Here is a 23,299-nt window from a genome sequence, read left to right as displayed (position 1 = left end):
ATATGAAAACCAGAGAATTCTGTCAATGAATTCATTAACATTCTCTGTGTAAGCGCTGAAAAAGCCGTCAGTGACCAGTCTGGAGGGTAACAAATCAAGGCACTGTAATAAATTGAGTGCCTTGATTATTCACGCCACATTATGACGTAACATCGGTAAATGACGATTTATTGCGCTTCACGCTGAGCAATATAAACCAGTGCCTTATCAATACGAGATAATGAACGAGCTTGGTTAATAGCATGGATTGTTACATCAACACTCGGAGACTGACCCGCACCTGTAACAGCAACACGCAGTGGCATGCCTACCTTACCCATCCCAACTTCCAGTTCGTCAGCCGTCGCCTGAATAGCGTGATGGATATTCTCAGGTGTCCATTCAGTTATCGCTGCCAGTTTCGCACGGGCAACTTCTAATGGCTGGCGAGCAACAGGACGCAGATGTTTTTTCGCGGCATCTGCATCAAACTCGGCAAATTCTTCATAGAAATAACGGCAAGATTCAGCCATTTCTTTCAAGGTCTTGCAGCGCTCACCCAACAGTTTGATCAAATCAACCAGTTCTGGACCTGTGCGAGTATCAATACCTTGCTGTTCAATATGCCACGCTAAATGTACAGCAACTTTTTCTGCTGGCAGAGTATTAATGTAGTGATGGTTCAACCATTGCAATTTTTCCGTATTGAATGCACTGGCAGATTTGCTGATGGCATCAAGGCTAAACAGTTCAGTCATTTCTTCAACGGTGAAAATTTCCTGATCACCATGTGACCAGCCCAGACGAACCAGATAGTTCAACAGTGCTTCTGGCAGATAACCATCATCACGGTATTGCATTACGCTGACTGCACCGTGGCGTTTGGACAGTTTTTTACCATCGTCGCCGAGGATCATAGAAACATGGGCATATTCTGGGACAGGTGCGCCAAGCGCTTTCAGGATATTGATCTGACGTGGGGTATTGTTGATATGGTCTTCACCACGAATAACATGGGTGATTTCCATATCCCAATCATCAATTACCACACAGAAGTTATAAGTTGGTGAGCCGTCGGTACGGCGAATGATCAAATCGTCCAGCTCTTGGTTACTGAATTCAATCGGGCCACGGATACTGTCATTAAAAACGACAGACCCTTCTTGTGGGTTGCGGAAACGCACAACATGTGGCTCATCGTGACTATGCTGGCACTCGTTATCACGGCATTTTCCGTCATAACGTGGTTTTTCACCATTAGCCATCTGAGTTTCACGCAATTGTTCCAAACGCTCTTTAGAGCAATAGCAACGATAAGCAGTACCTTGCTCTAACATTTCATCAATAACCTGGTTGTAACGGTCGAAACGTTTGGTCTGATAATAAGGGCCTTCATCCCAATTCAGATTTAACCAGTTCATCCCGTCCATAATTGCGTCGATGGCTTCTTGGGTAGAACGTTCCAGATCGGTATCTTCGATGCGAAGAACAAATTCACCTTGATTGTGGCGACTGTATAACCAGGAATAAAGAGCAGTACGCGCACCACCAACATGCAGATAGCCAGTAGGACTTGGTGCAAAACGGGTTTTAATTTTACTCATCAGGAATTGCCTTAATTACGTTTCTCTTTATTAGAGAGCGTGTTGGATGATTGAAGTAACAACAGTGGGAGTTATTTTATCACTGCACTTCAATTCCTCAATGGCGTTAACGGCAGGTTATTGAGAAAAGCTAAAATAACCCGCCTAAATGATACCATTACGTGACTATAATTGTTTCATTCTGTTTAATTTTACGACGAACGATTGTTTTAGTGATAAAAAGCGTTGACTCACTTCGAACTATCCCTATAATGCGACTCCATCACGACGGGGCGATTAGCTCAGTTGGTAGAGCATCTCCCTTACAAGGAGGGGGTCATCAGTTCGAATCTGGTATCGCCCACCATATTTCTCGTAGTGATAAAAATGATTTTGTGATTGGGCGATTAGCTCAGTTGGTAGAGCATCTCCCTTACAAGGAGGGGGTCATCAGTTCGAATCTGGTATCGCCCACCAATCATAAATCAGTGGTATTGATGTCGTTAATAGTCATCGTGAAGTGGGCGATTAGCTCAGTTGGTAGAGCATCTCCCTTACAAGGAGGGGGTCATCAGTTCGAATCTGGTATCGCCCACCACTTCATCGGGTTGTTTCGTCTCCAGTATCACATTGATATTTAGAATGGGTCGTTAGCTCAGTCGGTAGAGCAGTTGACTTTTAATCAATTGGTCGCAGGTTCGAATCCTGCACGACCCACCATTTAAATATCAAAATCAAAATTATCTAATCGGGTCGTTAGCTCAGTCGGTAGAGCAGTTGACTTTTAATCAATTGGTCGCAGGTTCGAATCCTGCACGACCCACCATTTAGATACCAAAATCAGAATTACCTAATCGGGTCGTTAGCTCAGTCGGTAGAGCAGTTGACTTTTAATCAATTGGTCGCAGGTTCGAATCCTGCACGACCCACCATTTCATCCCAGCATTTCTTATCAGGAAATCGCTTACCTTAGCGTAATATCCCCTTAATACTTTTTCTTCTGATATATAGAATCTCGCGGCTATTTTACCTTTAGTCCATAACTTTTGAATTTTTCCAGCACTTGCTGCATTTCTGCCGGAGAAAGTATCGGAACTGTTCCTATAATTGGCAGCACTTTTAAATAAAGTTGTGCCAATATCTCAATTTCATTGGCCAGCCATAGCGCTTTTTCCAGATTAACTTCCATTGCAATCATGCCATGATGCTGCATCAATAATGCCTTACTGTATGCGATCCCCTTTTTTACATTGTCAGCTAATTCAGTCGTCCCAAAAGTGGCATAGGGAATGCAGGGAACATGATCAGTACCTGTAACGGCAACCATATAGTGGATAGCAGGTATGGCATGATTGAGAATAGAGACTGCCGTGGCATTAACAGCATGGTTATGTACAACGGCATTGAGATTAGAACGTGCTTGATAGCAAGAGAGATGAAAATGCCATTCGCTTGAAGGCACCTTATCGGCTTCATATTCCCCCTGATTACTGACAAATACGATTTGATCAGCCGTTAGCTTTTCATAAGGTATGCCACTGGGAGTAATCAGAAAACCGGCTTGATAGCGGGCACTGATATTGCCCGATGTCCCTTGGTTCAATCCAAGCGCGTTCATTTTGAGACAAGTTTCAATAATCTCTTGGGCGATTTGCTCTCTATTCATCATTTTTACCTTGCATGATAATGACGGTTACCCACACAGATCAGGGAAAAGCGCCCGTAATCCTTCCGCACTGGCATCACAAATCCCACGTTCAGTAATCAATCCGGTGATAAGTTCAGCAGGTGTAACATCAAAAGCATAGTTTTCGCAAGATGTTCCATGTGGCGCTGTGTTGACCCAGCTTCGTAGACCTTCAGGTGTGATGCCATATACGTGGGATTGTTCTTCACCTGAACGTAGCTCAATGGGAATTTCTTTTACGCCATCCCAGACTGTTAAATCCAGTGTAGGAGATGGCAGGGCAACGTAAAAAGGCACCTGATTGGCTTTGGCTGCTAATGCCTTGAGGTAAGTACCGATTTTGTTGCATACATCGCCTCGAGCAGTTGTCCGGTCTGTGCCAACAATACAGAGATCCACTTTGCCATGTTGCATCAAATGCCCACCGGCGTTATCAGCAATTAAAGTATGTGGTACACCATGTGAACCCAATTCGAAAGCAGTTAACCCTCCTTGATTACGTGGGCGGGTTTCATCAACCCAGACATGAACCTTGATCCCGACATCATGTGCCATATAAATTGGCGCCAGAGCCGTCCCCCAATCTACCGTCGCGAGCCAGCCGGCATTGCAGTGAGTCAAAATATTGACCGTTTCGCCTGTTGATTTGGTTTCTGCGATACTCTGGATTATTTTTAATCCATGCTCACCAATTTTGTGACAGAATTCCACATCTTCATTTGCAATTTCATTGGCGATACGATAAGCCGTTGTTTCACGTTGTGAATGTTCGAGATTTTCTAGTACTCGATAAGTTCGCTCCAAAGCCCACTTTAAATTGATCGCAGTAGGGCGGGTTTTCACCAAAACATTGTAAGCTTGTTGCAGACTTTCATCGCTACTTTCTTGATGCATTGCCAAAGCCATACCATATGCGGCGACGGCACCAATCAAAGGCGCTCCCCGTACCCACATTTCTTTGATGGCTGTTGCAGCATCTTGCATAGTGCGTAGTTGAATAGTCTGCACTTCAAAAGGAAGTTTGGTTTGGTCGAAAATTTCGACGGTATAACCATCGCTGGCAAGCCAAACAGAACGGTAATGAATGCCGTTAATTTTCATATCAATCTCTTAACACTGTGCAATATAACGTCTGATTAGCGAAAAAGTGGGATAATTTTCTCCATTGACTACCAATTCTCGTGCCAGTTTTAGTGCCCGTTTTTCACAGATAGCGCGCTGGGTTTGATCTTCAATTTGTTTAAAATCGGCAACACCGGCAAACCCAACAATACGACGATTAATTTCTAAGCCAGCATAGGCGAGTGTGTCTTTAAATAAGGTGGATAGAAAGTTATCTTGCACTGTTTTTAAGAAGGAAGCATCGAATGTGCCCTGTTGATAAAGCACGACAGGATAGGCATCCCCAATGTCTTTTTCATTCCATAATTGGCGAAAATGGCGTTCAAACACCGACCAGGTTGTTTCTATTTGCCCTAAAAGCCATGTCTGGTAATCAACGCACTGGGCATTATTTTCTCGCAGGGCTGGCTGGGCGAAGTAAGCCATCAATAAATTACCGATATAGTTACCGATATCAAACGCCATTGGCCCCATAAAACTAAATTCTGGATCAATAACTTTGGTGGAATTTGGCGTCACCATGATTGAGCCGGAATGGAGATCACCATGCAGCAAAGCTTGTGTTTGCGTCATGAATTGATACTTATACTGCATGGCGGCTTGAATGAGTGCTCGATCTTGCCAAATGGAGTCAATCTCATCGTCAAGTTGGGGGGCAGTCCAGTTATTTCTCTCTGCGTTAAAATAGGGTTCAGTAAAAATCAGATCTTCAGTGATCTTGCAAAGTTCATGATTATTAACGAAGAGAGCAGTAAGATTTTTTTTATCTTTACCAGCCATGCCAATATCGGAGGTATGGAACAGCGTATTCGCAAGGAAAATGCCAATATCTTCGGCGAGATGGGGAAACTTTTCTCCGGCAATAAGGCGATTGCGCAGGATGATATGCTGAGATAAATACTCCATGACAAAGAGAGACATTTTCTCATCATAAAAATAGACATCAGGAACATATTCTTTGGCGACTTTTTTTTCTTCAATTAGAGCATGATATTCAAAATGCGCACGAACAAGGGAAAGTGGCCATGATTCACCCGCAGCCCGTACATAAGGCAGGGCTTGTTTGACGACAATCGTTTTTTCTTTTCCAGAGACGATAAATACTAAATTAAGATTTCCATCACCCACTTCTTGAATTTGCCAGGTTTCAGGGGAACCGCCTGGTGAAATGGTGGTTGGTAAATTTTTAGCAAGATAATGTGATAAAGATTCGCAAGTTTGTGGAATATATCCTGTAGGAAGATGAGCAGACATTATTTTTCATCCTGATAATTTCATGAAGGAAAGTTCATAAATTGCACAGCGATAACTCATTCTGCTGTAATGAAATTTACATTTGTTAACTATAGATATGCAAAAGTAAGGTGTCTGTGATGGGACTAACGAATTCCTCTTGAGTGAAATATTCTGTTTTTTATTCGACTAATATCAAACGAGTATCAACTATGGTTGAGATTTTGGCAGAGGGGGAAGGCCATAAGCAGCTCTGGCACGATCACAACTTTCATTATAATCTTCTGTTTCCCAGGCCTGGGGAAATTCCCTGCAAGGAGAGGGCCTTTTATCATAGATAGAACAGGAAACCGATTTACCAATTTCACCACATAAATTGATACATCGGGGGTGAGCTTCGTTTGTGCCTTTCATGCAGCGCATGAAATCATTTAATTTTTCGGTCATAGATACGGGAACTGTACCGCCACCATCCTCAGCTTCAGCCCAATAAAATGAAACACGAAAATATGCACAGCAAGCACCGCAGCTAATACAGGGATTGTCTTGTAACTTAGATTGAGAAATTAACGTCTTACTCATACCAGAGTCACTATCTGATGTTTAAGGTATATACTTAGGTAAAATAACCTTTCCTCAAAAGCCTGTTCTCCAATGGAAAGCGAGCCTCCTTAAAAATAAATTATGTTGTCAAATTATATCTATTTTCAAGATAAATTTATATCTTTTGGATGTAATTGAAGTTATTTAATAAATCACTCCTTTAGCAAAGAAAATATAGCTGGATAAACTTTATTTAAATCAATATTGTTGACATTTTCAGGATCGTATAATGTGATAGACTTATCTTTTGTAGCCAGTGGTGCCCAATTTTCAGGTTTTGTTACACCATAAAAGGCAACAAGCTTTTTCTGTAGCGCGGCTGCTAAATGACAAATACCACCATCACCGACAACAATGAGTGTCATGCTATTCAATAAAGCTAAAAAAGAATCCAGAGAATCGGATACTACAACTTCACTATTTTTTCCTATACGTAATTTTAAATCCTCAGCTAAAGGAGTGTCATGCTGATATGAAGAAATAAAAAATTTTGTATCTGGGTGATTTTCTAGAATTTTATTTGCTATTAAAGTGAGACGTTCATTATTTATGAGACTGTATTTTCTATTGTTAGATACAGAAAATAAAATCATGGGAGTCTGCGGTTCAATAGGTTGAAAGGTATTGTTAAATTTGATACAAGGAAAAAGTTCAGCAGATAATTTATTTTCATTAGGTGAAAATGTACGTAATACTTTTAATGCCTGATGGTAACCATTAACTTGTTCCTGATTCACTGGATAGTTAATTAACTTTGCATGCCAATGCTTATCTGTAACAACAGCATAGCGTTTTTTAGCCCCTAATAGCCATAAGAATAGATTATTTAGCTTCATAGGTGTAGGTTTGGCTGAGATAGCAATAGTAAATTTTTTTCGACGAAATGCTAATGCAGTTTTAATAATAGCCAGGTATTTATTTCCTTTAGGGATGATACAGATATTGATTTCAGGGTACAAATAATGAGCAAGTTCAGCATTGCCAGAATCTATAAATAGGCTGATCTCTGCGTCAGGATATGTTTTCTGTAAAAATTTTATTAATGGTTGAGTGCAAATGAGATCACCAAGTCCATTTCGACGTAGTATGGCTATTTTCATAGAGCATTGTCAGAATTAAAAATTCTATCGTTTAAAGTTGATTTCATTATAGTTAAATTAATTCCATTCTTTAACACCACTGAGCAAATTTCTCACATATAGTCGAGATTACAGGCTATTTTATCCACAAAATCAATGTGATGATTGATTTTTAATTTATTCGTGATGTCGTTGCCGTAAAAAATACTAAAGTTTGTTAATTTTTTAATTCCTTTAATTATAGTTCCTGACTGCCTTTAAGTAGAAGAACGAATAAGCCGAATGAAAGATCATGCTTTCGATTTGAATGAAAATGAAATATTTTCGGGGGTGGTTTTTCTCTAAAAATGAACTTTAATAAGGATCACATTTTCGATTGATCCACTCTGCTGTAATTGTTTCTTGATGTGGACGGTTTTGACCTTGAAGCTGGGATTATCGTCAGGCGCTGATTTTTTTGATGTCGATGTCATTGTGGTTGATGAATAAGAAATATCTATTTTAATTAAAAACGAATGTTTTTAACCCTATCTGAATAGACTGGAGATACTATGCAGCCACTATTACAGTTGATCCGTCGCCATAAATCAGGCGAGAACGTAGGGATTTACTCTGTCTGCTCGGCGCATCCTTGGGTGCTGGAAAGTGCAATTCGTTTAGCCAAAGAGAGAAACTCTTCGGTACTTATTGAGGCGACTTCTAATCAGGTTAATCAGTTCGGCGGATATACCGGAATGCAACCGGCAGATTTCCGCGCAATGATCTGGAAAATTGCTGACAAAATAGGGCTTCCCCGCGAAAGAGTCTGGCTCGGTGGCGATCATCTGGGTCCTAATGCATGGCAGAACCGTAGCGCGCAAGAGGCTATGCAGCTCTCTGAAACACTGATTTACGATTATATTGCGGCAGGTTTCAGGAAAATTCATCTCGATTGTTCAATGTCCTGTGCAGATGATCCGGTGCCGCTTAGTGATGGAATCGTAGCATCCCGTGCAGCGAGGCTGTGTCAGGTTGCTGAGCGTAGTTGGAAAGAGCACAGCGGTGAACGCCCTGTTTATGTGATTGGTACTGAAGTTCCTGTACCGGGAGGTGCTAAGGCGTCAATGGCAGGGATGCAGATCACTTCACCTCAGGCAGCAGAAACGACGCTGAAAATTCATCAACACGCATGGCAAGAGCACGGTTTAGCGGATGTCTGGCCGCGGGTTATTGGCCTTGTGGTTCAGCCTGGCGTCGAATTTGATCATCATAATGTTGAACATTACAAGTCAGCGAAAGCACAAACACTAAGCCAGTTTATCGAAACCGTCCCCCATTTGGTTTATGAGGCTCATTCTACGGATTATCAGACTCTGCGTGCTTACCGTGAATTGGTGCGTGACCACTTTGCCATCCTAAAGGTAGGGCCGGCGCTGACGTTTGCCTTGCGTGAGGGGTTGTTTGCTCTCGATAAGCTAGACCGTGAATGGAATGGTGAGCTGAATGCAGCTCACCTGCACAGTACGCTGGAGCAAATCATGCATGAACAGCCTCAGTACTGGAGTCCTTATTACCAAGGTAGTGCACATCAGCAATATATCGACCGCCAATACAGTCTTAGTGACCGCATCCGTTACTACTGGGCAGCTCCAAAGGCAGAAACGGCAGTCAATAATCTGTTGAATAACCTGCGTAATAATCCAATACCCTTGTCGATGCTAAGTCAGTACCTACCTGAGCAGGCCGAAGCAGTAAAAGCAGGGCGGCTGGAACATGATCCGAAAGCGTGGGTGATGGATAAAGTGAGAACCGTTTTACTTCAGTACGCACTAGCGTGTGAGGGACAGAGTGAAGGAGCTGTAGCATGAGGACGATACTGTCATATTCACAGTCATGGCTGGAAGAACACAATGCGCTGTTTACCGCAGAGGAGATTGCCCATCAACCCCGTTTATGGCGTGAACTCTATCGTGAACTGGAATCCAGTGCGGCACAGTGGCAGCCTTTTTTGTCTTCATTGTTAGTTAAGCCTGATTTACAGATTATCCTCTGTGGTGCCGGTTCTTCCGCTTTTATCGGTAAAGCGATGGCTCCGTGGTTACGTGAACATTGTGGGTTGGATGTCTACGCCTATGCGTCAACGGATATTGTGCCGACACCGTGGCAGTATCTTGAAAAACAGCGTCCGACCTTACTGGTCTCCTACGCACGTTCCGGTAACAGCCCGGAAAGTGTCGGGGCAATTGAGCTGGCGGATCAGTTAGCAGATGATGTTTATCACTTGATACTTACCTGTAATCCAGATGGTGCGCTTGCCCATTATGCAAAGGTCAAGCGCGCAGAGGGCAAGAACAATGCCTGTGCGCTGATTATGCCTAAAGGTTCCCATGATCGTAGTTTTGCAATGACATCCAGCTTCAGTTGCATGACGTTGGCGACATTGTTACTGCTTGGCAAACTGGATTTTGCACGGGCAGATAAGTCAGTCGAAAAGATGGCCACTCTCTGTGAAACGTGTTTTTCAGAATGGTTGCCGCGGGTTCAGAAAGTATCACAGTCTGGTTTCAGCAGAATGGTAGCATTGGGTTCCGGCTGTTTTACCGGTATTGCGGAAGAAGGCGCTCTGAAGATGCTCGAACTGACAGCCGGTAAAGTGGCAACCCGTTTTGACTCTACACTCGGTGTACGTCACGGGCCTAAATTCATGATTGATGAAAATACCTTAGTTATCGTGATGCTGTCGGCAGAAGCGTATTGCCGCCGTTATGATATCGATCTGCTCAATGAACTGAAACATGATGAACTGGCAAAACAGATTATTCCGCTTAGCAGCCTGCCACTGCCGGGAGCTGTTGAACTGAATAGCGGGTTTTCTGATATTTGGCTGATGTTTCCATATCTTATCTTCTTCCAGTTGTTGGCATTCAATACCTCGTTGTCACATAGCTTATCACCCGATAATCCTTGCCCGACAGGGGAAGTAAACCGAGTTGTAAAAGGTGTCCAATTATACCCTTATCAATATACAAAATAATAATAGGAGTGAGTATGTCTGCCCCAAACATATTGATGACCCGAATCGATAACCGTCTGATTCATGGTCAGGTTGGCGTGACTTGGACAAATTCACTGGGCGCGAATTTGGTTGTGGTGGCAAATGATGAAGCATCAGCCGACCCTGTTGCCCAATCTTTAATGGATATGGTGGTCTCTGACGGTGTGCAGACCCGCTATTTCACATTGCAGAAAACAATCGCTGTCATTCACAAGGCGGCGGACAGGCAGAAAATTTTTATTGTCTGCAAAACACCTCAGGATGTGCTTACTCTGGTTAAAGGAGGTGTTCCTATCAAATTTGTCAATGTCGGAAATATGCATTTCTCGGAAGGAAAAAAACAGATCCACAAAACGGTCTCTGTTGATGACGCTGATATCAATGCATTCCGTGAGTTGGATAAATTGGGAATCACTTGTGAAATCCGTAGGGTGCCGGATGAAGCAGGTGAATCTGTCTCTAAGCTGATTAGCTGAGGAGGCCAGTATGCTTACTAGCGCACTACTTATCGCTTTACTGGCAGGGATCGCCGGTGTTGACCTGTTTAACGGACTGACTCACATTCACCGTCCCATAGTGATTGGTCCTTTAGTCGGACTGATTTTAGGAGATGTACAGACTGGTTTGTTGGTTGGTGGAACGCTGGAATTGGTCTGGATGGGCATGGTGCCGCTGGCCGGAGCGCAACCGCCTAATGTGGTTATCGGCGGGGTGATTGGGACAACGTTTGCGATCATGGCCCATACCGATCCGAAAGTGGCGATAGGAATAGCTGTGCCGTTTTCGATAGCCGTACAGGGTTGTATCACACTGTTGTTTACTATCTATTCGCCGATGATGCATAAGTGCGATGAAATGGTGAGAAAACTGAACTGGCGTGGTGTAGAATGGGTCAACTATTTCGGTATACTCATTCTGTTCTTTTTCTACTTTATTGTTGCTTTCCTGCCTGTCTATTTCGGTGCAGATGCGGCGAGCACAATGGTTCGGAAAGCACCACAATGGCTGCTTGATGGCCTTGCGGTAGCAGGGGGAATGATGCCTGCTATCGGTTTCTCATTACTAATGAAGTTTATGATGAAAAAAACCTATGTGGCCTACTTCATTCTAGGTTTTATTTCTGTGACTTTCCTGAATATGCCGATTATTGCAGTAGCACTTGGCGCATTCGCAATTGCATTGATTGATTTTTTTAATCGTACCCGTAACGACAGCAACGACGATCAGAGTACTGGCTCTCAGACTACTGCACAGGAGATGAACGATGGCATTTAATGACTCAGATGAAGCGCTGGCGGCAAAAGCGGAACAGAGGATGGCTCAGGCTATAGCAACCAGCCAGGTTGATCGGGACGACTATATTGACAATGAGCTTAGTCCTGAACTGACAAACCGCGATATTAACGTAATGGCGCTGCGCTCACTATTATTACAGGCATCGTTTAACTATGAGCGTATGCAGGCAGGGGGCTGGTTATATACCCTGATACCGGCACTGCGCAAGATCCATAAAAATCCACAGGACCTATCCAACTCCATGAAAATGCATATGGAGTTTATCAATGTCCATCCCTTTGACGTCACTTTCCTTTCTGGGCTTGTACTAGCGATGGAAAGGAGTAAAGAGAAGGTGTCTACCATCCGTGCTGTGAAAGTTGCATTGATGGGGCCTTTAGGCGGGATTGGTGATGCTTTATTCTGGTTAACACTACTACCTATTTGTGCCGGCATTGGTGCCTCTCTGGCACTTCAGGGCAGTTTATTCGGGCCAATTATTTTTCTGCTGATGTTCAACATTGCGCACTTTGTCCTGCGTTTCGGACTGGCACATTACGGTTATCGGGCAGGAATCAAAGCGATTGCCATGCTGAAAGCGCACACCAAGAACATTTCTCATGCGGCTTCAATTGTCGGTATGACAGTAATAGGCGCACTGGTGGCTTCCTACGTTCATCTTTCCACACCGTTAGTCTTGAAGGCCGGCGAAGCGAAGCTCGCTCTACAGACGGATGTACTGGATAAAGTGATGCCTAATCTGTTGCCTCTGGCTTTTACTCTGTTGGTTTACTGGCTGATGAAGAAGGGAGCATCACCTGTGAAATTGATTGGTATCACAGTGGTGTTTGGGATTGTCGGTAAGTTCGTCGGTTTTCTATAAGGAGTGCAGATGCTAGGTGTAGTGATAACCGGACATGGCGGTTTTGCCAGTGGTCTGTTGCAGGCGGTAGAACAGGTTATCGGTCCGCAAGAGCAGTGTGTAGCCGTGGATTTTCCAGAAGGAATGTGTACTGAGGCACTGAAAAAAGCACTGGAGGCTGCGTGCTACCAATGTGATCAGGGTGAAGGGCTGGTTTTTCTCACTGACTTGCTCGGCGGTTCTCCGTTCAGACAGGCTGCGCAGATGGCATTAAATCATCCTGCATATCAGGTCATTACTGGTACTAATATGCAGATGGCTGCGGAAATGATGCTTGAGCGTGACGGTATGACAGTCACCGAGTTTCGCGACATGGCACTGGAATGCGGACATCGTGGGCTGACCAGCCTGTGGCATGAGCAGCAGCGTGAAAGACAGGCATCACAGGGTATTGATGGTATCTGAGGAGATAACATGTATCTGATTTCTAACCGGGAAATGCTGAAAAAAGCGCAGCGTGGCAGATACGCTGTACCTGCCTTTAATGTCCATAACCTTGAAACAGTGCAGGTGGTGGTAGAAACCGCTGCCGCACTGTCATCACCGGTGATATTGGCGGGAACACCTGGCACCTTTACCTACGCAGGGCTGGAATATATGGTGTCTATCTGTCGTGAAGCGGCGTATATCAACCATCTGCCGATAGCACTGCATCTGGATCACCATGAAGAGTATGATGATATCTGTCATAAAGTGCAGTCCGGTATCCGTTCTGTGATGATTGATGGTTCACATCTGCCTTTTGAGCAGAATATCGAGGCGGTATCCCGTGTGGTTCGATTTTGTCAGAACTACGATGTCAGTGTTGAGGCAGAATTAGGCAGGCTCGGCGGGCAGGAAGATGACTTAGCCGTCGATAGCAAAGATAGTTTCTATACTGATCCTATGGCTGCGAAAGAATATGTTGCTCGTACAGGCATTGATTCACTGGCGGTCGCGATAGGTTCAGCGCATGGCCTGTATCACGGAGAGCCACACCTTGATTTTGATCGCCTGGCCGCTATCAGGCAGCAGGTTGATATTCCACTGGTTCTGCATGGTGCATCAGGTATCCCTGAGGAGATGGTACGGCATGCGATTAATTTCGGGATCTGCAAGGTGAATGTGGCGACAGATCTGAAAATTGCTTTTGCTGACGCGGTTAAAGCATATTTTGCTGAACACCCGGATGCAAACGATCCGCGCAAATATATCACACCGGGTAAAGAGGCAATGCGCAAGGTGGTCGAAACTAAAATCCGCATTTGCGGTAGCGCAGGAATGATGTAATCATAAATCAGGGTAGCCACCCTTTATAGAGATCACAATGGCTGACTTCTCTATACCTGTGGTTTGCCTGATCATGGTGTTGATACTGACCTGTATGACAAGTACCCAATTCCTTCAGATAGACAATCCCATCATGTACTTTATTGCAGTTTAGTTGACTCTGGCGTCCCCTGCAGGAATCGAACCTGCAACTAGCCCTTAGGAGGGGCTCGTTATATCCATTTAACTAAGGGGACTTTTTACTGCTTTGTTTCAGACTGTTTTGAGTCGTTTGTATCTTATCTCTTTATGCCTGTTTTAATCAAGTTTTTTGCCTTTGTTTGTTTCGTTTTGTTGTCGTTTGTTTTTCGTTGTAGTCGGTTCGTTCACTTGCCATTGTGTACAGATTGAGTACATAATCACATTTCATCTTGTGTACAGGTTATAGCTATGGCATTGAGCGACACTAAACTTCGTGGCATCCACAACAAGCCCTACAAAGGCAAACCTGAATTAACCGATGGTGACGGCTTGAGTGTCAGGATCACTCCAAACGGAACCATAACATTTCAGCACAGATATCGCTGGAATGGCAAGCCCGTTCGCCTTACTGTTGGTCGATATCCTGAGATGTCATTAAAGGACGCACGAGTAGCAGTAGGTAATATGCGCTCATTGTACATAAAGGGTCTTGATCCAAAAATGTATTTCTCTCATTCTGAAGAAGAGGCAACATTAAAAGACTGCCTTGACTACTGGTGGGATAAGTACGTATCTACGCTAAAACCCAATACTCAGATACTTTATAAGTCCGTCGTGTACAACACGATGTACACACAATTCTTGGATACACCAGTAGCTAGCATACCTGTGTCATCTTGGGTTAAGTTTTTCGACAAACAGGAAAAGGGAAACCCTAAAAAAGCCAGAGTGCTTTTAACTCAAATGCGCTCAGTGGTTAACTGGTGCATAGGAAGGCAATTTATCCCATCATGCGAGGTCATGAAACTTAGCGTGAAAAATATAGGCAAAAAACCAGACACTGGTAGCCGAGTTTTAACTTACACGGAACTGGCTAAGGTCTGGTTAGCACTGGAAAATAATAAGATAGTTTCATCCAACAAAATATTACATCAACTCCTTTTGTTATGGGGTGCTCGATTATCTGAGTTACGGCTAGCTACTGCCAATGAATTTAATATGGATGATTTGATCTGGACGACTCCGGTAGCTCACTCGAAAATGGGCAATGTAATTAGAAGGCCTATATTTAAGCAGATCACGCCATATATAGAACGACTATTAAACATGGGTAATGATATTTTGTTTCCTGGACAGGAATTGGATAAAGCCATAGACAGATCGTCAGCAAACCTCTATATGAACAAGCTAAGGAAGTCTATCGGTATACCTGAATGGCGTACACATGATTTTAGACGTTCGCTGGTGACTAATTTATCAAGCGAGGGGATTGCACCCCATGTCACCGAGAAGATGCTGGGGCACGAATTAGGCGGGGTGATGGCTGTGTACAACAAGCACGATTGGATTGATGAACAAAAAGAGGCGTATGAGCTATATGCAGATAAAGTATTTTGGCATATTAAGCAACTCACGAACGGTTGACTCCGCCATTGTCGAGCCACTCACGTATAGCTGAATGGCTGTATCGGGCGGGATGATTGAGAACTGGTTCAGGAAATCCATATTTTTTTCCTGAGCCGATATATTGCCGTTCTTTTCTTTCCTAACATATCAAAAACCTCTTTTTCTTCAATTAAGTTTTTATCCATCCTTCATCTCCTTCTGAATTATCCTCACATAATACGCCAGCACAGATTTAGCGCTGAACTTCATGTGGTTGAATGGTTTGAATTTAGGTGTGTATTTATCGAGAATTGCGGTTAAGTTAATAAATGACAATATGAAATATCAAGAGACTAAAAAGGTGGAACGCATTTGGGACGGGTCCCGAAAGATAACCACAGGTAACTGTCGGGATTAAGATAGAGATAGTAAAATAAGAAGTAAGAAAAAGAGGGTTGTTTTTGAAGTTGTGTAGATATTGGTGTACTTGTAAGATATTTATTTAATATTTTTTATTTAATTATCAACTAATTACCTTATTGGTTCGTTATATCCACTAAGGGGACAACGAAACGCTGTATACCTGTTTTTCTTGTCAAAGATAAGGCATAACGAACTGTTTGCCTATATAATCACCCCTCTTTTTGATTACCATTAATGAAAGATTGGCGGTATATTTTACATATTGGGTGCATTAGCTGGTATGCAGCGTGATAGTTAATATCTAAAAATAATTATATGGAGAACAATATGAAGTCTCGTCTGAGCGGGGTTGCTCTTACAGCAGTCTTACTTGTGGGATGTGCCAGTTCATCGAATATGATGGAACAGGGGCGTTCTGATCCGCTGGAAGGGTTTAACCGTGCTATGTTCAACTTTAATTATGATGTTCTCGATCCGTATGTACTGCGCCCGGTTGCTGTAGGTTGGCGTAATTATATGCCGATGCCAGCGCGAAATGGCATTGGCAATTTTATGAGTAATCTTGAAGAACCAGCCAGCATGGTTAACAGTTTTTTGCGTGGAGATGTTCATGAAGGTGCGAAACACTTTAACCGTTTCTTTTTGAATACCTTGTTGGGAATGGGGGGGCTTATTGATGTTGCTTCCATGGCGAATCCCAAACTGGCAAAAGAAGATCCAATGCGCTTTGGTAGCACATTAGGACACTATAACGTGGGGTATGGCCCATATGTTGTTCTGCCCGGTTACGGTAGTTTTACATTGCGTGATGAAGGCGGTAACTTTGCGGATATGACTTATCCCGTATTGAGTTATCTTACTGGTTGGATGTTGGTAGGCAAATGGGTGTTCGAAGGTATAGAAACCCGCGCTCGCTTGCTGGACTCTGATGGCCTGCTAAAAAACTCTTCAGATCCTTATTTGATGATGCGCGATGCTTACTTCCAACGCCACGATTTTATGGCTAATGGTGGCAAGTTGGAGCCGGAAAAAAATCCTAATGCGGCAAGTATTCAAGATGAATTGGATTCTATAGATTAATTCGTTACCTATAACTAAAAAAAGGATAGCGGTGCTATCCTTTTTTTAGATTCGGTTCTAATATGTACTAGAACGAGTAGTTAAAGCTTATGCCATACAACCATGCGGTTCCTTTGGAATCAAACTCATATGGTGTATTGAAAGGAGCAGGTGCATTCTCTTGCAGTTTCTCGCTAGCATGTACTTTCTTACCGCGCATATAGGAAACACCGACATCCACAGAAGCATCTTTATTGAATGCATAAGTGGTTCCTAAGCTAAACCAAAAACGATCTTGATCCGGAATGGAGATAGAACGATTTTTGGCTGGTACAGGACTTTCATCAAAGGCGATACCGGTACGGAATGTCCAGTTATCATCATAGTAGTAAGTTGTACCTAGCGAGATACGGTAAGCATCGCGGAAACCTTCGTGCTTTTGGAATAAGGTAGCACCGGAATCTTTGCTTTTACCACGTAATTCTTTAAATTCGCTCCAGCCTGTATACAAGAAGCTATAGTGAATTGCCCATTGTGGTGCAACACGGTTATAGCCCGAAAGTTCCCACATATCAGGTAAGTTCAGATCCAGAGTACCTTTAATGGTGTTGCCAGCGAGGCCACCGGGGAGCAGAGCTGGCATTTCATTGCTGTAATCCCCCTTTTTGAACTTAACTTTGACCTTGGAACGATACGTCAGGCTATAACGGTTGTTTTCATCGTACTGATATAGGAATCCTACATTCCAGCCATAGCCCCAATCTTTACCTTCCAATTTGGCAGCTTCAGTAGTTGCTTGGGTATTAAGTCCTGTCATTGTGGATGTTGCAGAACCAGTTTCACCCATATGACGAGTGATTTTGGCATCGGCATAAACAGCATTGACACCTAAGCCAAAGCTGAATTGATCATTAAATTTGTAAGCACCACTTAGATTAAAGTTCAACGTTTTGAGTGATGTCTTCCCACCAATTAGGCCAGCAGGATAATTATTACTGAATTCCGTGGATAAGCCAAAGTTGCTCACGGCTGATGCACCAACATACCATTGATCATTGATTGGAGTGATAAAATGCAGGTTTGGGATCCATGCATGTGGTGCGATGTTTTTAGCATCTGTGCTCTGACCAGTCACAGGTGACTTTCCGGTAATATCAACATCTGGGTTGACATACACCAAACCACCAGAAAACGATGGACGATCAAATAAGGTCATGGCCGCAGGGTTACGACTGCCTACGGAAGCGTTATCTGCAACGGCACCAGCCCCAGAAAATGCACGGCCTAGTCCTGATGATGAATATTCATTCAATTGAAAACCAGCAGCACTAGCGTTGGATGAGAGGATTGCAACCGCCACTGCTAACGCTGAACGTGTAAATAGGTTTTTCTGGTCCATAACCAAAACCTCATTGTCTAATTATTATTAACATGCCACTCAAGTAGCTGAGAGCGCGGGATTGTAGAGTCGATTTGTCGCAATGACAACAATGACAAATCAGACCAGTGCACGAAGTATAGGCTTGATAATAGAATATGTTGCAAGAATGTTTTCTAAATATAACTAAAATGATTCTTAAATTGGGACTTGCTTAACAAAAAGTAGACAGCTTCCGTTAATGAAGTGTAAATGGATTTCTGTTGGTGTGGTCAGATCAATAAATTGTGAGATAAATGGCTCCAAACAGCGTAAATGCTGGTTATCAGTAGTCAGGAGAACGTAGAATTATCAGCATGTTTTTTAGCCGGAGAAATTTAAATGTCTGATGCGATTAACCGCTGTAGTGCCGAAGAAACGGCTGCTTGCTGCTGTGTTGATGTGGGAACCGTTATTGATAATGAAGATTGCACCGCTTCTTACCAGTGTGTTTTTGTGAGTGAACAAGAAGCCGAAGTTATGCTTAATGCATTGATCAAAAAGGCTAAATCAGTGGAATCTGATCCATGTATTATACATCACAGCATCGAAGCAGTTGACGGTGGAATGCAACTATCTGTGGATTTTACCTTTAGTTGTCAAGCAGAAGCTCTCATTTTTCAGTTAGGCTTGCGTTAATTCACGCTGAACAACGGTTTTCTCATTGTTTTGTCATGCCAAACAGTGAGAAAATCGCTAGTAATAGATTGTAAATTATGGCCTTTTCTTTGTACTCCTGCCACTTATTCTTCATTTAAGTTGTATAAATTATAAATAGTTTAAAGTTGAGTTTGTTCTCATTTTTAGTTTATACCTATTTGCTATTTTCCAACATTGCGTTAACAATGCATCATCAGGTCTGACCTCTTATGAGGTAAGTAAATATTTTTAATCAATCAATTGATTTAGTTAATAATAATTAGGAGTTGCTATGGGTCGTTCTTCAACAAAAGTAATACCGCAAAGGGAACGTGTCGCTATTGTCAGCGGGTTGCGCATTCCTTTTGCGAAACAAGCAACTTTCTACCACGGTATTCCGGCTGTTGACTTGGGAAAGGCTGTTGTAAGCGAGCTGGTTATTAGGAGCGGTTTGTCGCCTGAGAAGATCGACCAATTGGTTTTTGGGCAGGTTGTTCAAATGCCGGAAGCTCCAAATATTGCAAGGGAAATTGTTTTGGGGGCAGGCTTAAGTGTGAATACTGATGCTTATAGTGTTTCCCGTGCCTGTGCAACGAGTTTTCAGGCAATCGCAAACGTGGCTGAAAGTATTATGGCAGGAGTAGTCAATATAGGGATCGCTGGAGGCGCGGATTCCTCATCTGTTTTGCCTATCGGAGTGACTAAGTCATTGGCGCGCACGTTAGTTGACATGAACAAAGCCAAAAGTCTCCCCCAACGATTAAAATTACTCAGCCGATTGAAATTATGTGATTTATTGCCTGTATCTCCTGCTGTTGCTGAGTATTCCACGGGGTTGAGAATGGGGGATACCGCTGAGCAGATGGCAAAAACTTATCATATCAGTCGCGAAGATCAGGATGCATTTGCGCACCGCTCTCATGTAATGGCAGCCAAAGCCTGGGAGCAAGGGCTTTTGCAAGAGGAAATTATATCGGCATATTTCCCGCCATACAGCAAAACCTTGGCAGAAGATAACAACATCAGAAAAAACTCGACGTTAGCTTCGTATGCCAAATTGCGTCCGGCCTTTGATCGTAAACATGGCACAGTGACTGCAGCAAACAGCACACCACTAACGGATGGTGCAGCAGCAGTGATGTTAATGCGTGAATCCGTTGCCAAAGAACTCGGTATGGTTCCACTGGGGTATTTACGTAGTTATGCATTTTCTGCCATTGATGTTTGGCAGGACATGTTACTGGGGCCGTCCTATGCAACCCCGTTGGCACTGGAGCGTGCTGGTATCACTTTGAATGAACTGACTCTTATCGACATGCATGAAGCATTTGCTGCCCAAACACTAACGAATTTAAAAATGTTTGCCAGTGAGAAATTTGCCCGTGAAAAGTTGGGGCGTACTCAGGCAATTGGTGAAGTGGATATGGATAAATTCAATGTATTGGGTGGATCAATTGCTTATGGGCACCCCTTCGCGGCGACAGGAGCCAGAATGGTTACCCAAACGTTGAATGAATTGCGTCGCCGTGGGGGTGGGTTTGGATTAACAACAGCTTGTGCCGCGGGTGGTTTGGGTGCAGCAATGGTATTGGAGGTGGAATAATGGTTCAGGCTGAAAAAGAAACGGTTATGTCAGCAGTAATGCAACCGGAGCAATCGGTATTCAGTTTTTCTGTCAGGGACGACAAGGTGGGAATTATCACCATTGATGTACCAGGAGAGAAAGTTAACACACTGAAAGCCGAATTTGTTGAACAGTTCCTGATCATGTTTGAAAAAGCACGACAAGTTTCAGGCTTGAAAGGGCTGGTTATTGTATCCGGTAAGCCAGATACCTTCATTGCAGGTGCTGATATTAGCATGATAGCGAATTGCCAAACCCAGGAAGAAGCGACAGCATTGGCTGAAAAAGGGCAAAAACTGTTTGCGCAGATTGCTAATTATCCTCTGCCTGTTGTGGCAGCAATTCATGGCGCGTGCTTAGGTGGTGGGCTGGAGTTGGCATTGGCTTGTCATGCGCGTATCTGTTCTTTGGATGAAAAAACCCGTCTTGGTTTGCCGGAAGTTCAGCTAGGGTTATTACCAGGTTCAGGCGGAACGCAGAGATTGCCTCGTTTGATTGGTGTCAGTGCTGCTTTGGACATCATATTGACCGGCCGTCAGCTTAAGGCAAAACAGGCGCAACGGTTGGGTGTTGTAGATGAGGCAGTTCCTTTAGATATCTTGCTAGATGTTGCTGTGCAATATGTTAAAAAAGGCATCGTGAAGCGTAAGCCATTGGCATGGTCGCAGCGTATACTGGCAAGTGCGTTAGGCAGGCCGTTGTTATTCCAAATGGTTCATAAAAAAACGCGAGAAAAAACTCGTGGCCATTATCCTGCTCCAGAGAAAATCATCAATGTGATTTGTGCTGGCCTGGAAAAAGGCTCAGAGAAAGGTTTTCAGTTTGAAGCCAAGGCATTTGGTGAACTGGCGATGACACAGGAATCAGAAGCATTGCGGAGCCTGTTCTTTGCTTCTACAACGTTGAAGAATGAAACTGGCTCTTCAGAACAGCCCGCGGAAATCAGACATGTGGGGATTTTGGGAGGAGGCCTGATGGGGGGCGGTATTGCCAATGTGACTGTGACGCGGGGAAATTTGCCTGCTCGCATTAAAGATATTAATGAAAAAGGCATTAATCAGGCATTGAAATATACATGGGATCTCCTTTCTAAGCGGGTAAAACAGCGTCGTTTGAAATCAAGTGAGCGTTCTCGTCAGATGTCGTTATTGACAGGAACGACGGATTACAGTGGGTTTAAGCAAGCTGATATTATAGTTGAAGCGGTATTTGAAGATTTAGTATTGAAACGCCAAATGGTTGCAGAAATTGAAGAAAATACGAAACCCGAAACTATTTTTGCATCTAACACTTCTTCATTGCCAATCCATAAGATCGCTGAAGCGGCGACTCGACCAGAACAGGTAATTGGCCTTCACTATTTCAGCCCTGTAGACAAAATGCCGTTGGTGGAAGTCATTCCACATGCGGGAACGAGTGAAAAAACGATCGCAACTGTTGTGGCGTTGGCCAAGAAACAGGGAAAAACAGCGATTGTTGTCGGGGATAAAGCAGGTTTTTATGTGAACCGAATTCTGACACCTTACATTAATGAGGCTGGTTATTGTGTATTGGAAGGTGAGCCGATTGAACATATTGATAATGCTTTAATGAATTTCGGTTTTCCTATTGGCCCAATCAATCTGCTGGATGAAGTTGGCATAGATGTAGGCACTAAAATTATCCCTGTTTTGGTAGAAGAATTGGGAAGTCGATTTGAAGCGCCAGAGATTTTGGATGCAATTTTGCGGGATGACCGAAAGGGCAAAAAGAATGGCCGCGGTTTCTATTTGTATGCGAGTAAAAAAAGTTCATTCTGGCCTTTTGGCAAAAAACCTAACAAAGAAGTGGACGCATCGATTTATTCCTTATTAAAGATCAAGCCAGCTATAAAAATGTTGCCTGCTGACATAGCCCAGCGTTGTGTGATGCTGATGCTGAATGAAGCAGTGCGCTGTTTGGATGAGGGAATTATCAGAAGTCCTCGTGATGGTGATATTGGTGCTGTATTTGGCATCGGATTCCCGCCATTCCTGGGAGGACCATTCCGTTATATTGATAGGCTTGGCAGCGATAAAGTTGTAGAAATCCTACGTCGTCTGGAGGCGCAATATGGCGAAAGGTTTGCTCCCTGTGAGCGTTTAATCCAGATGGCTGAACAGAAAAATAAATTTCACGCATAATTTTAATTTTTCTTGTTAAAACAGTTAGATCGGCTCTTTTAATTAAGAGTCGATGTTTTATAGGAATTAAATGATTATTCTGAGATAGGTTCGCAATTAACTAAACGGTGGATTATGTACGTTTTTATTATGCGTCATGGTGATGCTGCCTTGAATGCAATCAGTGATGCAGCACGGGAACTTACACCCAGAGGGTGCCAGGAATCACAGACAATGGCTGGCTGGCTTTCGCAGCCATCGCCTGACATCGATTGTGTTTTGGTCAGCCCTTATGTCCGTGCAGAACAAACATTAAAGGTGGTGCGAGAAAATTTGGTACTTCCTGACAATGAAGAAATACTGGCTGAGTTAACGCCATCAGGAGATGTCATGTTGGTTGCCAGCTATTTGCACGTTTTGTCAACACAAGGGCATAAATCTGTATTGGTAGTTTCCCATTTACCGTTAGTCGGCTATTTGGTGTCTGAGCTTTGCCCTGGACAAACTCCGCCAATGTTTGCTACATCCAGCATTGCTTGTGTCGAGTTGGAACCCCAAACAGAAAAAGGGTGTCTGTTATGGCAAACATCACCTGCACAATTGGCGGCGAAATCCTAACCAGACACCTTAATTATTAGGCAATT

General features: G+C 43.4%; 20 protein-coding genes, 7 tRNA genes and 1 pseudogene. 19 read left to right on the top strand and 9 right to left on the bottom strand.

The genetic code is table 11. From position 1 onward, the window contains the following. Positions 1-167: 167 nt before the first annotated feature. The gene (gene gltX, locus Xets_RS04740) at positions 168-1,583 is read right to left on the bottom strand and encodes a glutamate--tRNA ligase (protein ID WP_187651233.1); all 1,416 of its coding nucleotides are present in this window, start codon (positions 1,581-1,583) and stop codon (positions 168-170) included. 270 nt (positions 1,584-1,853) lie between these two features. On the opposite strand from gltX, the gene Xets_RS04735 reads away from it, so the two are divergent. The 6 genes from Xets_RS04735 (at position 1,854) to Xets_RS04710 (ending at position 2,494) form a co-directional block, all read left to right on the top strand. Beyond that, positions 1,854-1,929, top strand: a tRNA-Val gene (locus Xets_RS04735). A 34-nt stretch (positions 1,930-1,963) separates the two neighbouring features. Then, positions 1,964-2,039 (top strand) — tRNA-Val (locus Xets_RS04730). Between the two features lie 45 nt (positions 2,040-2,084). After that, positions 2,085-2,160, top strand: a tRNA-Val gene (locus Xets_RS04725). Between the two features lie 46 nt (positions 2,161-2,206). Beyond that, positions 2,207-2,282: transfer RNA gene (locus Xets_RS04720), tRNA-Lys, on the top strand. Positions 2,283-2,312: 30 nt separating this feature from the next. Then, positions 2,313-2,388 (top strand) — tRNA-Lys (locus tag Xets_RS04715). A 30-nt stretch (positions 2,389-2,418) separates the two neighbouring features. After that, a tRNA-Lys gene (locus Xets_RS04710) sits at positions 2,419-2,494 on the top strand. A gap of 89 nt (positions 2,495-2,583) precedes the next feature. Here Xets_RS04710 and Xets_RS04705 read toward each other — a convergent pair. The 5 genes from Xets_RS04705 to Xets_RS04685 all read right to left on the bottom strand — a co-directional run bounded on the left by Xets_RS04705 (position 2,584) and on the right by Xets_RS04685 (position 7,307). Continuing rightward, positions 2,584-3,228 carry an L-fuculose-phosphate aldolase gene (locus Xets_RS04705; protein WP_099132065.1) on the bottom strand — a complete coding sequence of 215 codons (645 nt, stop codon included), beginning with the start codon at positions 3,226-3,228 and terminating at the stop codon, positions 2,584-2,586. Positions 3,229-3,255: 27 nt separating this feature from the next. After that, positions 3,256-4,350, bottom strand: a complete 1,095-nt coding sequence (gene mtnA, locus Xets_RS04700; RefSeq protein ID WP_099132064.1) for an S-methyl-5-thioribose-1-phosphate isomerase — start codon at positions 4,348-4,350, stop codon at positions 3,256-3,258. Between the two features lie 9 nt (positions 4,351-4,359). Next, positions 4,360-5,625, bottom strand: coding sequence for an S-methyl-5-thioribose kinase (gene mtnK, locus Xets_RS04695; protein ID WP_099132063.1), 1,266 nt, complete (start codon positions 5,623-5,625; stop codon positions 4,360-4,362). 189 nt (positions 5,626-5,814) lie between these two features. Further along, on the bottom strand, positions 5,815-6,186 hold the full coding sequence (locus Xets_RS04690) for a YkgJ family cysteine cluster protein (protein WP_099132062.1): 372 nt from the start codon (positions 6,184-6,186) through the stop codon (positions 5,815-5,817). A gap of 173 nt (positions 6,187-6,359) precedes the next feature. Further along, positions 6,360-7,307, bottom strand: a complete 948-nt coding sequence (locus Xets_RS04685) for a glycosyltransferase family 9 protein (RefSeq protein ID WP_187651232.1) — start codon at positions 7,305-7,307, stop codon at positions 6,360-6,362. Positions 7,308-7,837: 530 nt separating this feature from the next. Here Xets_RS04685 and Xets_RS04680 point away from each other — a divergent pair. The 7 genes from Xets_RS04680 to Xets_RS04650 are packed head-to-tail and all read left to right on the top strand — an operon-like array spanning position 7,838 to position 13,786. Next, positions 7,838-9,133: a D-tagatose-bisphosphate aldolase, class II, non-catalytic subunit gene (locus Xets_RS04680; RefSeq protein WP_099132060.1), complete on the top strand. Its 1,296-nt coding sequence runs from the start codon at positions 7,838-7,840 to the stop codon at positions 9,131-9,133. Further along, positions 9,130-10,299 (top strand): SIS domain-containing protein, encoded by a 1,170-nt coding sequence (locus Xets_RS04675; protein WP_099132059.1) that lies wholly within the window; start codon positions 9,130-9,132, stop codon positions 10,297-10,299. The genes Xets_RS04680 and Xets_RS04675 overlap by 4 nt, the downstream gene beginning before the upstream one ends. 14 nt (positions 10,300-10,313) lie before the next feature. Continuing rightward, positions 10,314-10,796, top strand: a complete 483-nt coding sequence (gene agaV / locus Xets_RS04670) for a PTS N-acetylgalactosamine transporter subunit IIB (protein WP_099132058.1) — start codon at positions 10,314-10,316, stop codon at positions 10,794-10,796. A gap of 10 nt (positions 10,797-10,806) precedes the next feature. Next, positions 10,807-11,595: a PTS N-acetylgalactosamine transporter subunit IIC gene (agaW, locus tag Xets_RS04665; protein WP_099132057.1), complete on the top strand. Its 789-nt coding sequence runs from the start codon at positions 10,807-10,809 to the stop codon at positions 11,593-11,595. Then, on the top strand, positions 11,585-12,478 hold the full coding sequence (locus Xets_RS04660) for a PTS system mannose/fructose/sorbose family transporter subunit IID (protein WP_099132056.1): 894 nt from the start codon (positions 11,585-11,587) through the stop codon (positions 12,476-12,478). Before agaW ends, Xets_RS04660 begins: the two co-directional genes overlap by 11 nt. A gap of 9 nt (positions 12,479-12,487) precedes the next feature. Next, positions 12,488-12,922 carry a PTS galactosamine/N-acetylgalactosamine transporter subunit IIA gene (gene agaF / locus Xets_RS04655; protein WP_099132055.1) on the top strand — a complete coding sequence of 145 codons (435 nt, stop codon included), beginning with the start codon at positions 12,488-12,490 and terminating at the stop codon, positions 12,920-12,922. 9 nt (positions 12,923-12,931) lie between these two features. Then, on the top strand, positions 12,932-13,786 hold the full coding sequence (locus Xets_RS04650) for a tagatose bisphosphate family class II aldolase (protein ID WP_187651231.1): 855 nt from the start codon (positions 12,932-12,934) through the stop codon (positions 13,784-13,786). Between the two features lie 161 nt (positions 13,787-13,947). Here the strand turns inward: Xets_RS04650 and Xets_RS04645 are convergent. Next, positions 13,948-14,022, bottom strand: a tRNA-Arg gene (locus Xets_RS04645). 193 nt (positions 14,023-14,215) lie between these two features. Between Xets_RS04645 and Xets_RS04640 the strand changes: the two genes are divergently transcribed. Continuing rightward, positions 14,216-15,391 carry a site-specific integrase gene (locus Xets_RS04640; RefSeq protein WP_099132053.1) on the top strand — a complete coding sequence of 392 codons (1,176 nt, stop codon included), beginning with the start codon at positions 14,216-14,218 and terminating at the stop codon, positions 15,389-15,391. On the opposite strand, the pseudogene Xets_RS04635 reads toward Xets_RS04640, so the two are convergent. Next, positions 15,378-15,558: pseudogene (locus Xets_RS04635) on the bottom strand (helix-turn-helix transcriptional regulator). The gene Xets_RS04640 and the pseudogene Xets_RS04635 overlap by 14 nt on opposite strands. Positions 15,559-16,102: 544 nt before the next feature. On the opposite strand from Xets_RS04635, the gene mlaA reads away from it, so the two are divergent. Next, on the top strand, positions 16,103-16,855 hold the full coding sequence (mlaA, locus tag Xets_RS04630; protein ID WP_099132052.1) for a phospholipid-binding lipoprotein MlaA: 753 nt from the start codon (positions 16,103-16,105) through the stop codon (positions 16,853-16,855). A gap of 67 nt (positions 16,856-16,922) precedes the next feature. Here mlaA and fadL read toward each other — a convergent pair whose 3' ends face one another. Next, entirely contained in the window at positions 16,923-18,233 is a 1,311-nt protein-coding gene (fadL, locus tag Xets_RS04625) for a long-chain fatty acid transporter FadL (protein WP_187651230.1), read from the bottom strand. A gap of 360 nt (positions 18,234-18,593) precedes the next feature. Between fadL and Xets_RS04620 the strand changes: the two genes are divergently transcribed. The 4 genes from Xets_RS04620 (at position 18,594) to sixA (ending at position 23,273) form a co-directional block, all read left to right on the top strand. Further along, a complete protein-coding gene (locus Xets_RS04620) occupies positions 18,594-18,890 on the top strand; it encodes a YfcZ/YiiS family protein (protein WP_187651229.1) in 297 nt (98 codons plus the stop codon). A gap of 292 nt (positions 18,891-19,182) precedes the next feature. Continuing rightward, entirely contained in the window at positions 19,183-20,493 is a 1,311-nt protein-coding gene (fadI, locus tag Xets_RS04615; RefSeq protein WP_187651228.1) for an acetyl-CoA C-acyltransferase FadI, read from the top strand. After that, positions 20,493-22,676, top strand: a complete 2,184-nt coding sequence (fadJ, locus tag Xets_RS04610; RefSeq protein ID WP_187651227.1) for a fatty acid oxidation complex subunit alpha FadJ — start codon at positions 20,493-20,495, stop codon at positions 22,674-22,676. Before fadI ends, fadJ begins: the two co-directional genes overlap by 1 nt. 114 nt (positions 22,677-22,790) lie before the next feature. Continuing rightward, positions 22,791-23,273 carry a phosphohistidine phosphatase SixA gene (sixA, locus tag Xets_RS04605; protein ID WP_187651226.1) on the top strand — a complete coding sequence of 161 codons (483 nt, stop codon included), beginning with the start codon at positions 22,791-22,793 and terminating at the stop codon, positions 23,271-23,273. Positions 23,274-23,299 lie beyond the last annotated feature (26 nt).

The organism is Xenorhabdus sp. TS4 (genome assembly GCF_014467265.1).
Classification (GTDB): domain Bacteria; phylum Pseudomonadota; class Gammaproteobacteria; order Enterobacterales; family Enterobacteriaceae; genus Xenorhabdus; species Xenorhabdus ehlersii.
Note: the sequence above shows the minus strand (reverse complement) of the source record. Positions and strands in the feature narration are given on the sequence as shown.

Excerpts from the sequence above, each read along its gene's own strand:
- gltX (WP_187651233.1), bottom strand. The coding sequence starts at position 1,583 with ATGAGTAAAATTAAAACCCGTTTTGCACCAAGTCCTACTGGCTATCTG.
- Xets_RS04705 (WP_099132065.1), bottom strand. The coding sequence starts at position 3,228 with ATGAATAGAGAGCAAATCGCCCAAGAGATTATTGAAACTTGTCTCAAA.
- mtnA (WP_099132064.1), bottom strand. The coding sequence starts at position 4,350 with ATGAAAATTAACGGCATTCATTACCGTTCTGTTTGGCTTGCCAGCGAT.
- mtnK (WP_099132063.1), bottom strand. The coding sequence starts at position 5,625 with ATGTCTGCTCATCTTCCTACAGGATATATTCCACAAACTTGCGAATCT.
- Xets_RS04690 (WP_099132062.1), bottom strand. The coding sequence starts at position 6,186 with ATGAGTAAGACGTTAATTTCTCAATCTAAGTTACAAGACAATCCCTGT.
- Xets_RS04685 (WP_187651232.1), bottom strand. The coding sequence starts at position 7,307 with ATGAAAATAGCCATACTACGTCGAAATGGACTTGGTGATCTCATTTGC.
- Xets_RS04680 (WP_099132060.1), top strand. The coding sequence starts at position 7,838 with ATGCAGCCACTATTACAGTTGATCCGTCGCCATAAATCAGGCGAGAAC.
- Xets_RS04675 (WP_099132059.1), top strand. The coding sequence starts at position 9,130 with ATGAGGACGATACTGTCATATTCACAGTCATGGCTGGAAGAACACAAT.
- agaV (WP_099132058.1), top strand. The coding sequence starts at position 10,314 with ATGTCTGCCCCAAACATATTGATGACCCGAATCGATAACCGTCTGATT.
- agaW (WP_099132057.1), top strand. The coding sequence starts at position 10,807 with ATGCTTACTAGCGCACTACTTATCGCTTTACTGGCAGGGATCGCCGGT.
- Xets_RS04660 (WP_099132056.1), top strand. The coding sequence starts at position 11,585 with ATGGCATTTAATGACTCAGATGAAGCGCTGGCGGCAAAAGCGGAACAG.
- agaF (WP_099132055.1), top strand. The coding sequence starts at position 12,488 with ATGCTAGGTGTAGTGATAACCGGACATGGCGGTTTTGCCAGTGGTCTG.
- Xets_RS04650 (WP_187651231.1), top strand. The coding sequence starts at position 12,932 with ATGTATCTGATTTCTAACCGGGAAATGCTGAAAAAAGCGCAGCGTGGC.
- Xets_RS04640 (WP_099132053.1), top strand. The coding sequence starts at position 14,216 with ATGGCATTGAGCGACACTAAACTTCGTGGCATCCACAACAAGCCCTAC.
- mlaA (WP_099132052.1), top strand. The coding sequence starts at position 16,103 with ATGAAGTCTCGTCTGAGCGGGGTTGCTCTTACAGCAGTCTTACTTGTG.
- fadL (WP_187651230.1), bottom strand. The coding sequence starts at position 18,233 with ATGGACCAGAAAAACCTATTTACACGTTCAGCGTTAGCAGTGGCGGTT.
- Xets_RS04620 (WP_187651229.1), top strand. The coding sequence starts at position 18,594 with ATGTCTGATGCGATTAACCGCTGTAGTGCCGAAGAAACGGCTGCTTGC.
- fadI (WP_187651228.1), top strand. The coding sequence starts at position 19,183 with ATGGGTCGTTCTTCAACAAAAGTAATACCGCAAAGGGAACGTGTCGCT.
- fadJ (WP_187651227.1), top strand. The coding sequence starts at position 20,493 with ATGGTTCAGGCTGAAAAAGAAACGGTTATGTCAGCAGTAATGCAACCG.
- sixA (WP_187651226.1), top strand. The coding sequence starts at position 22,791 with ATGTACGTTTTTATTATGCGTCATGGTGATGCTGCCTTGAATGCAATC.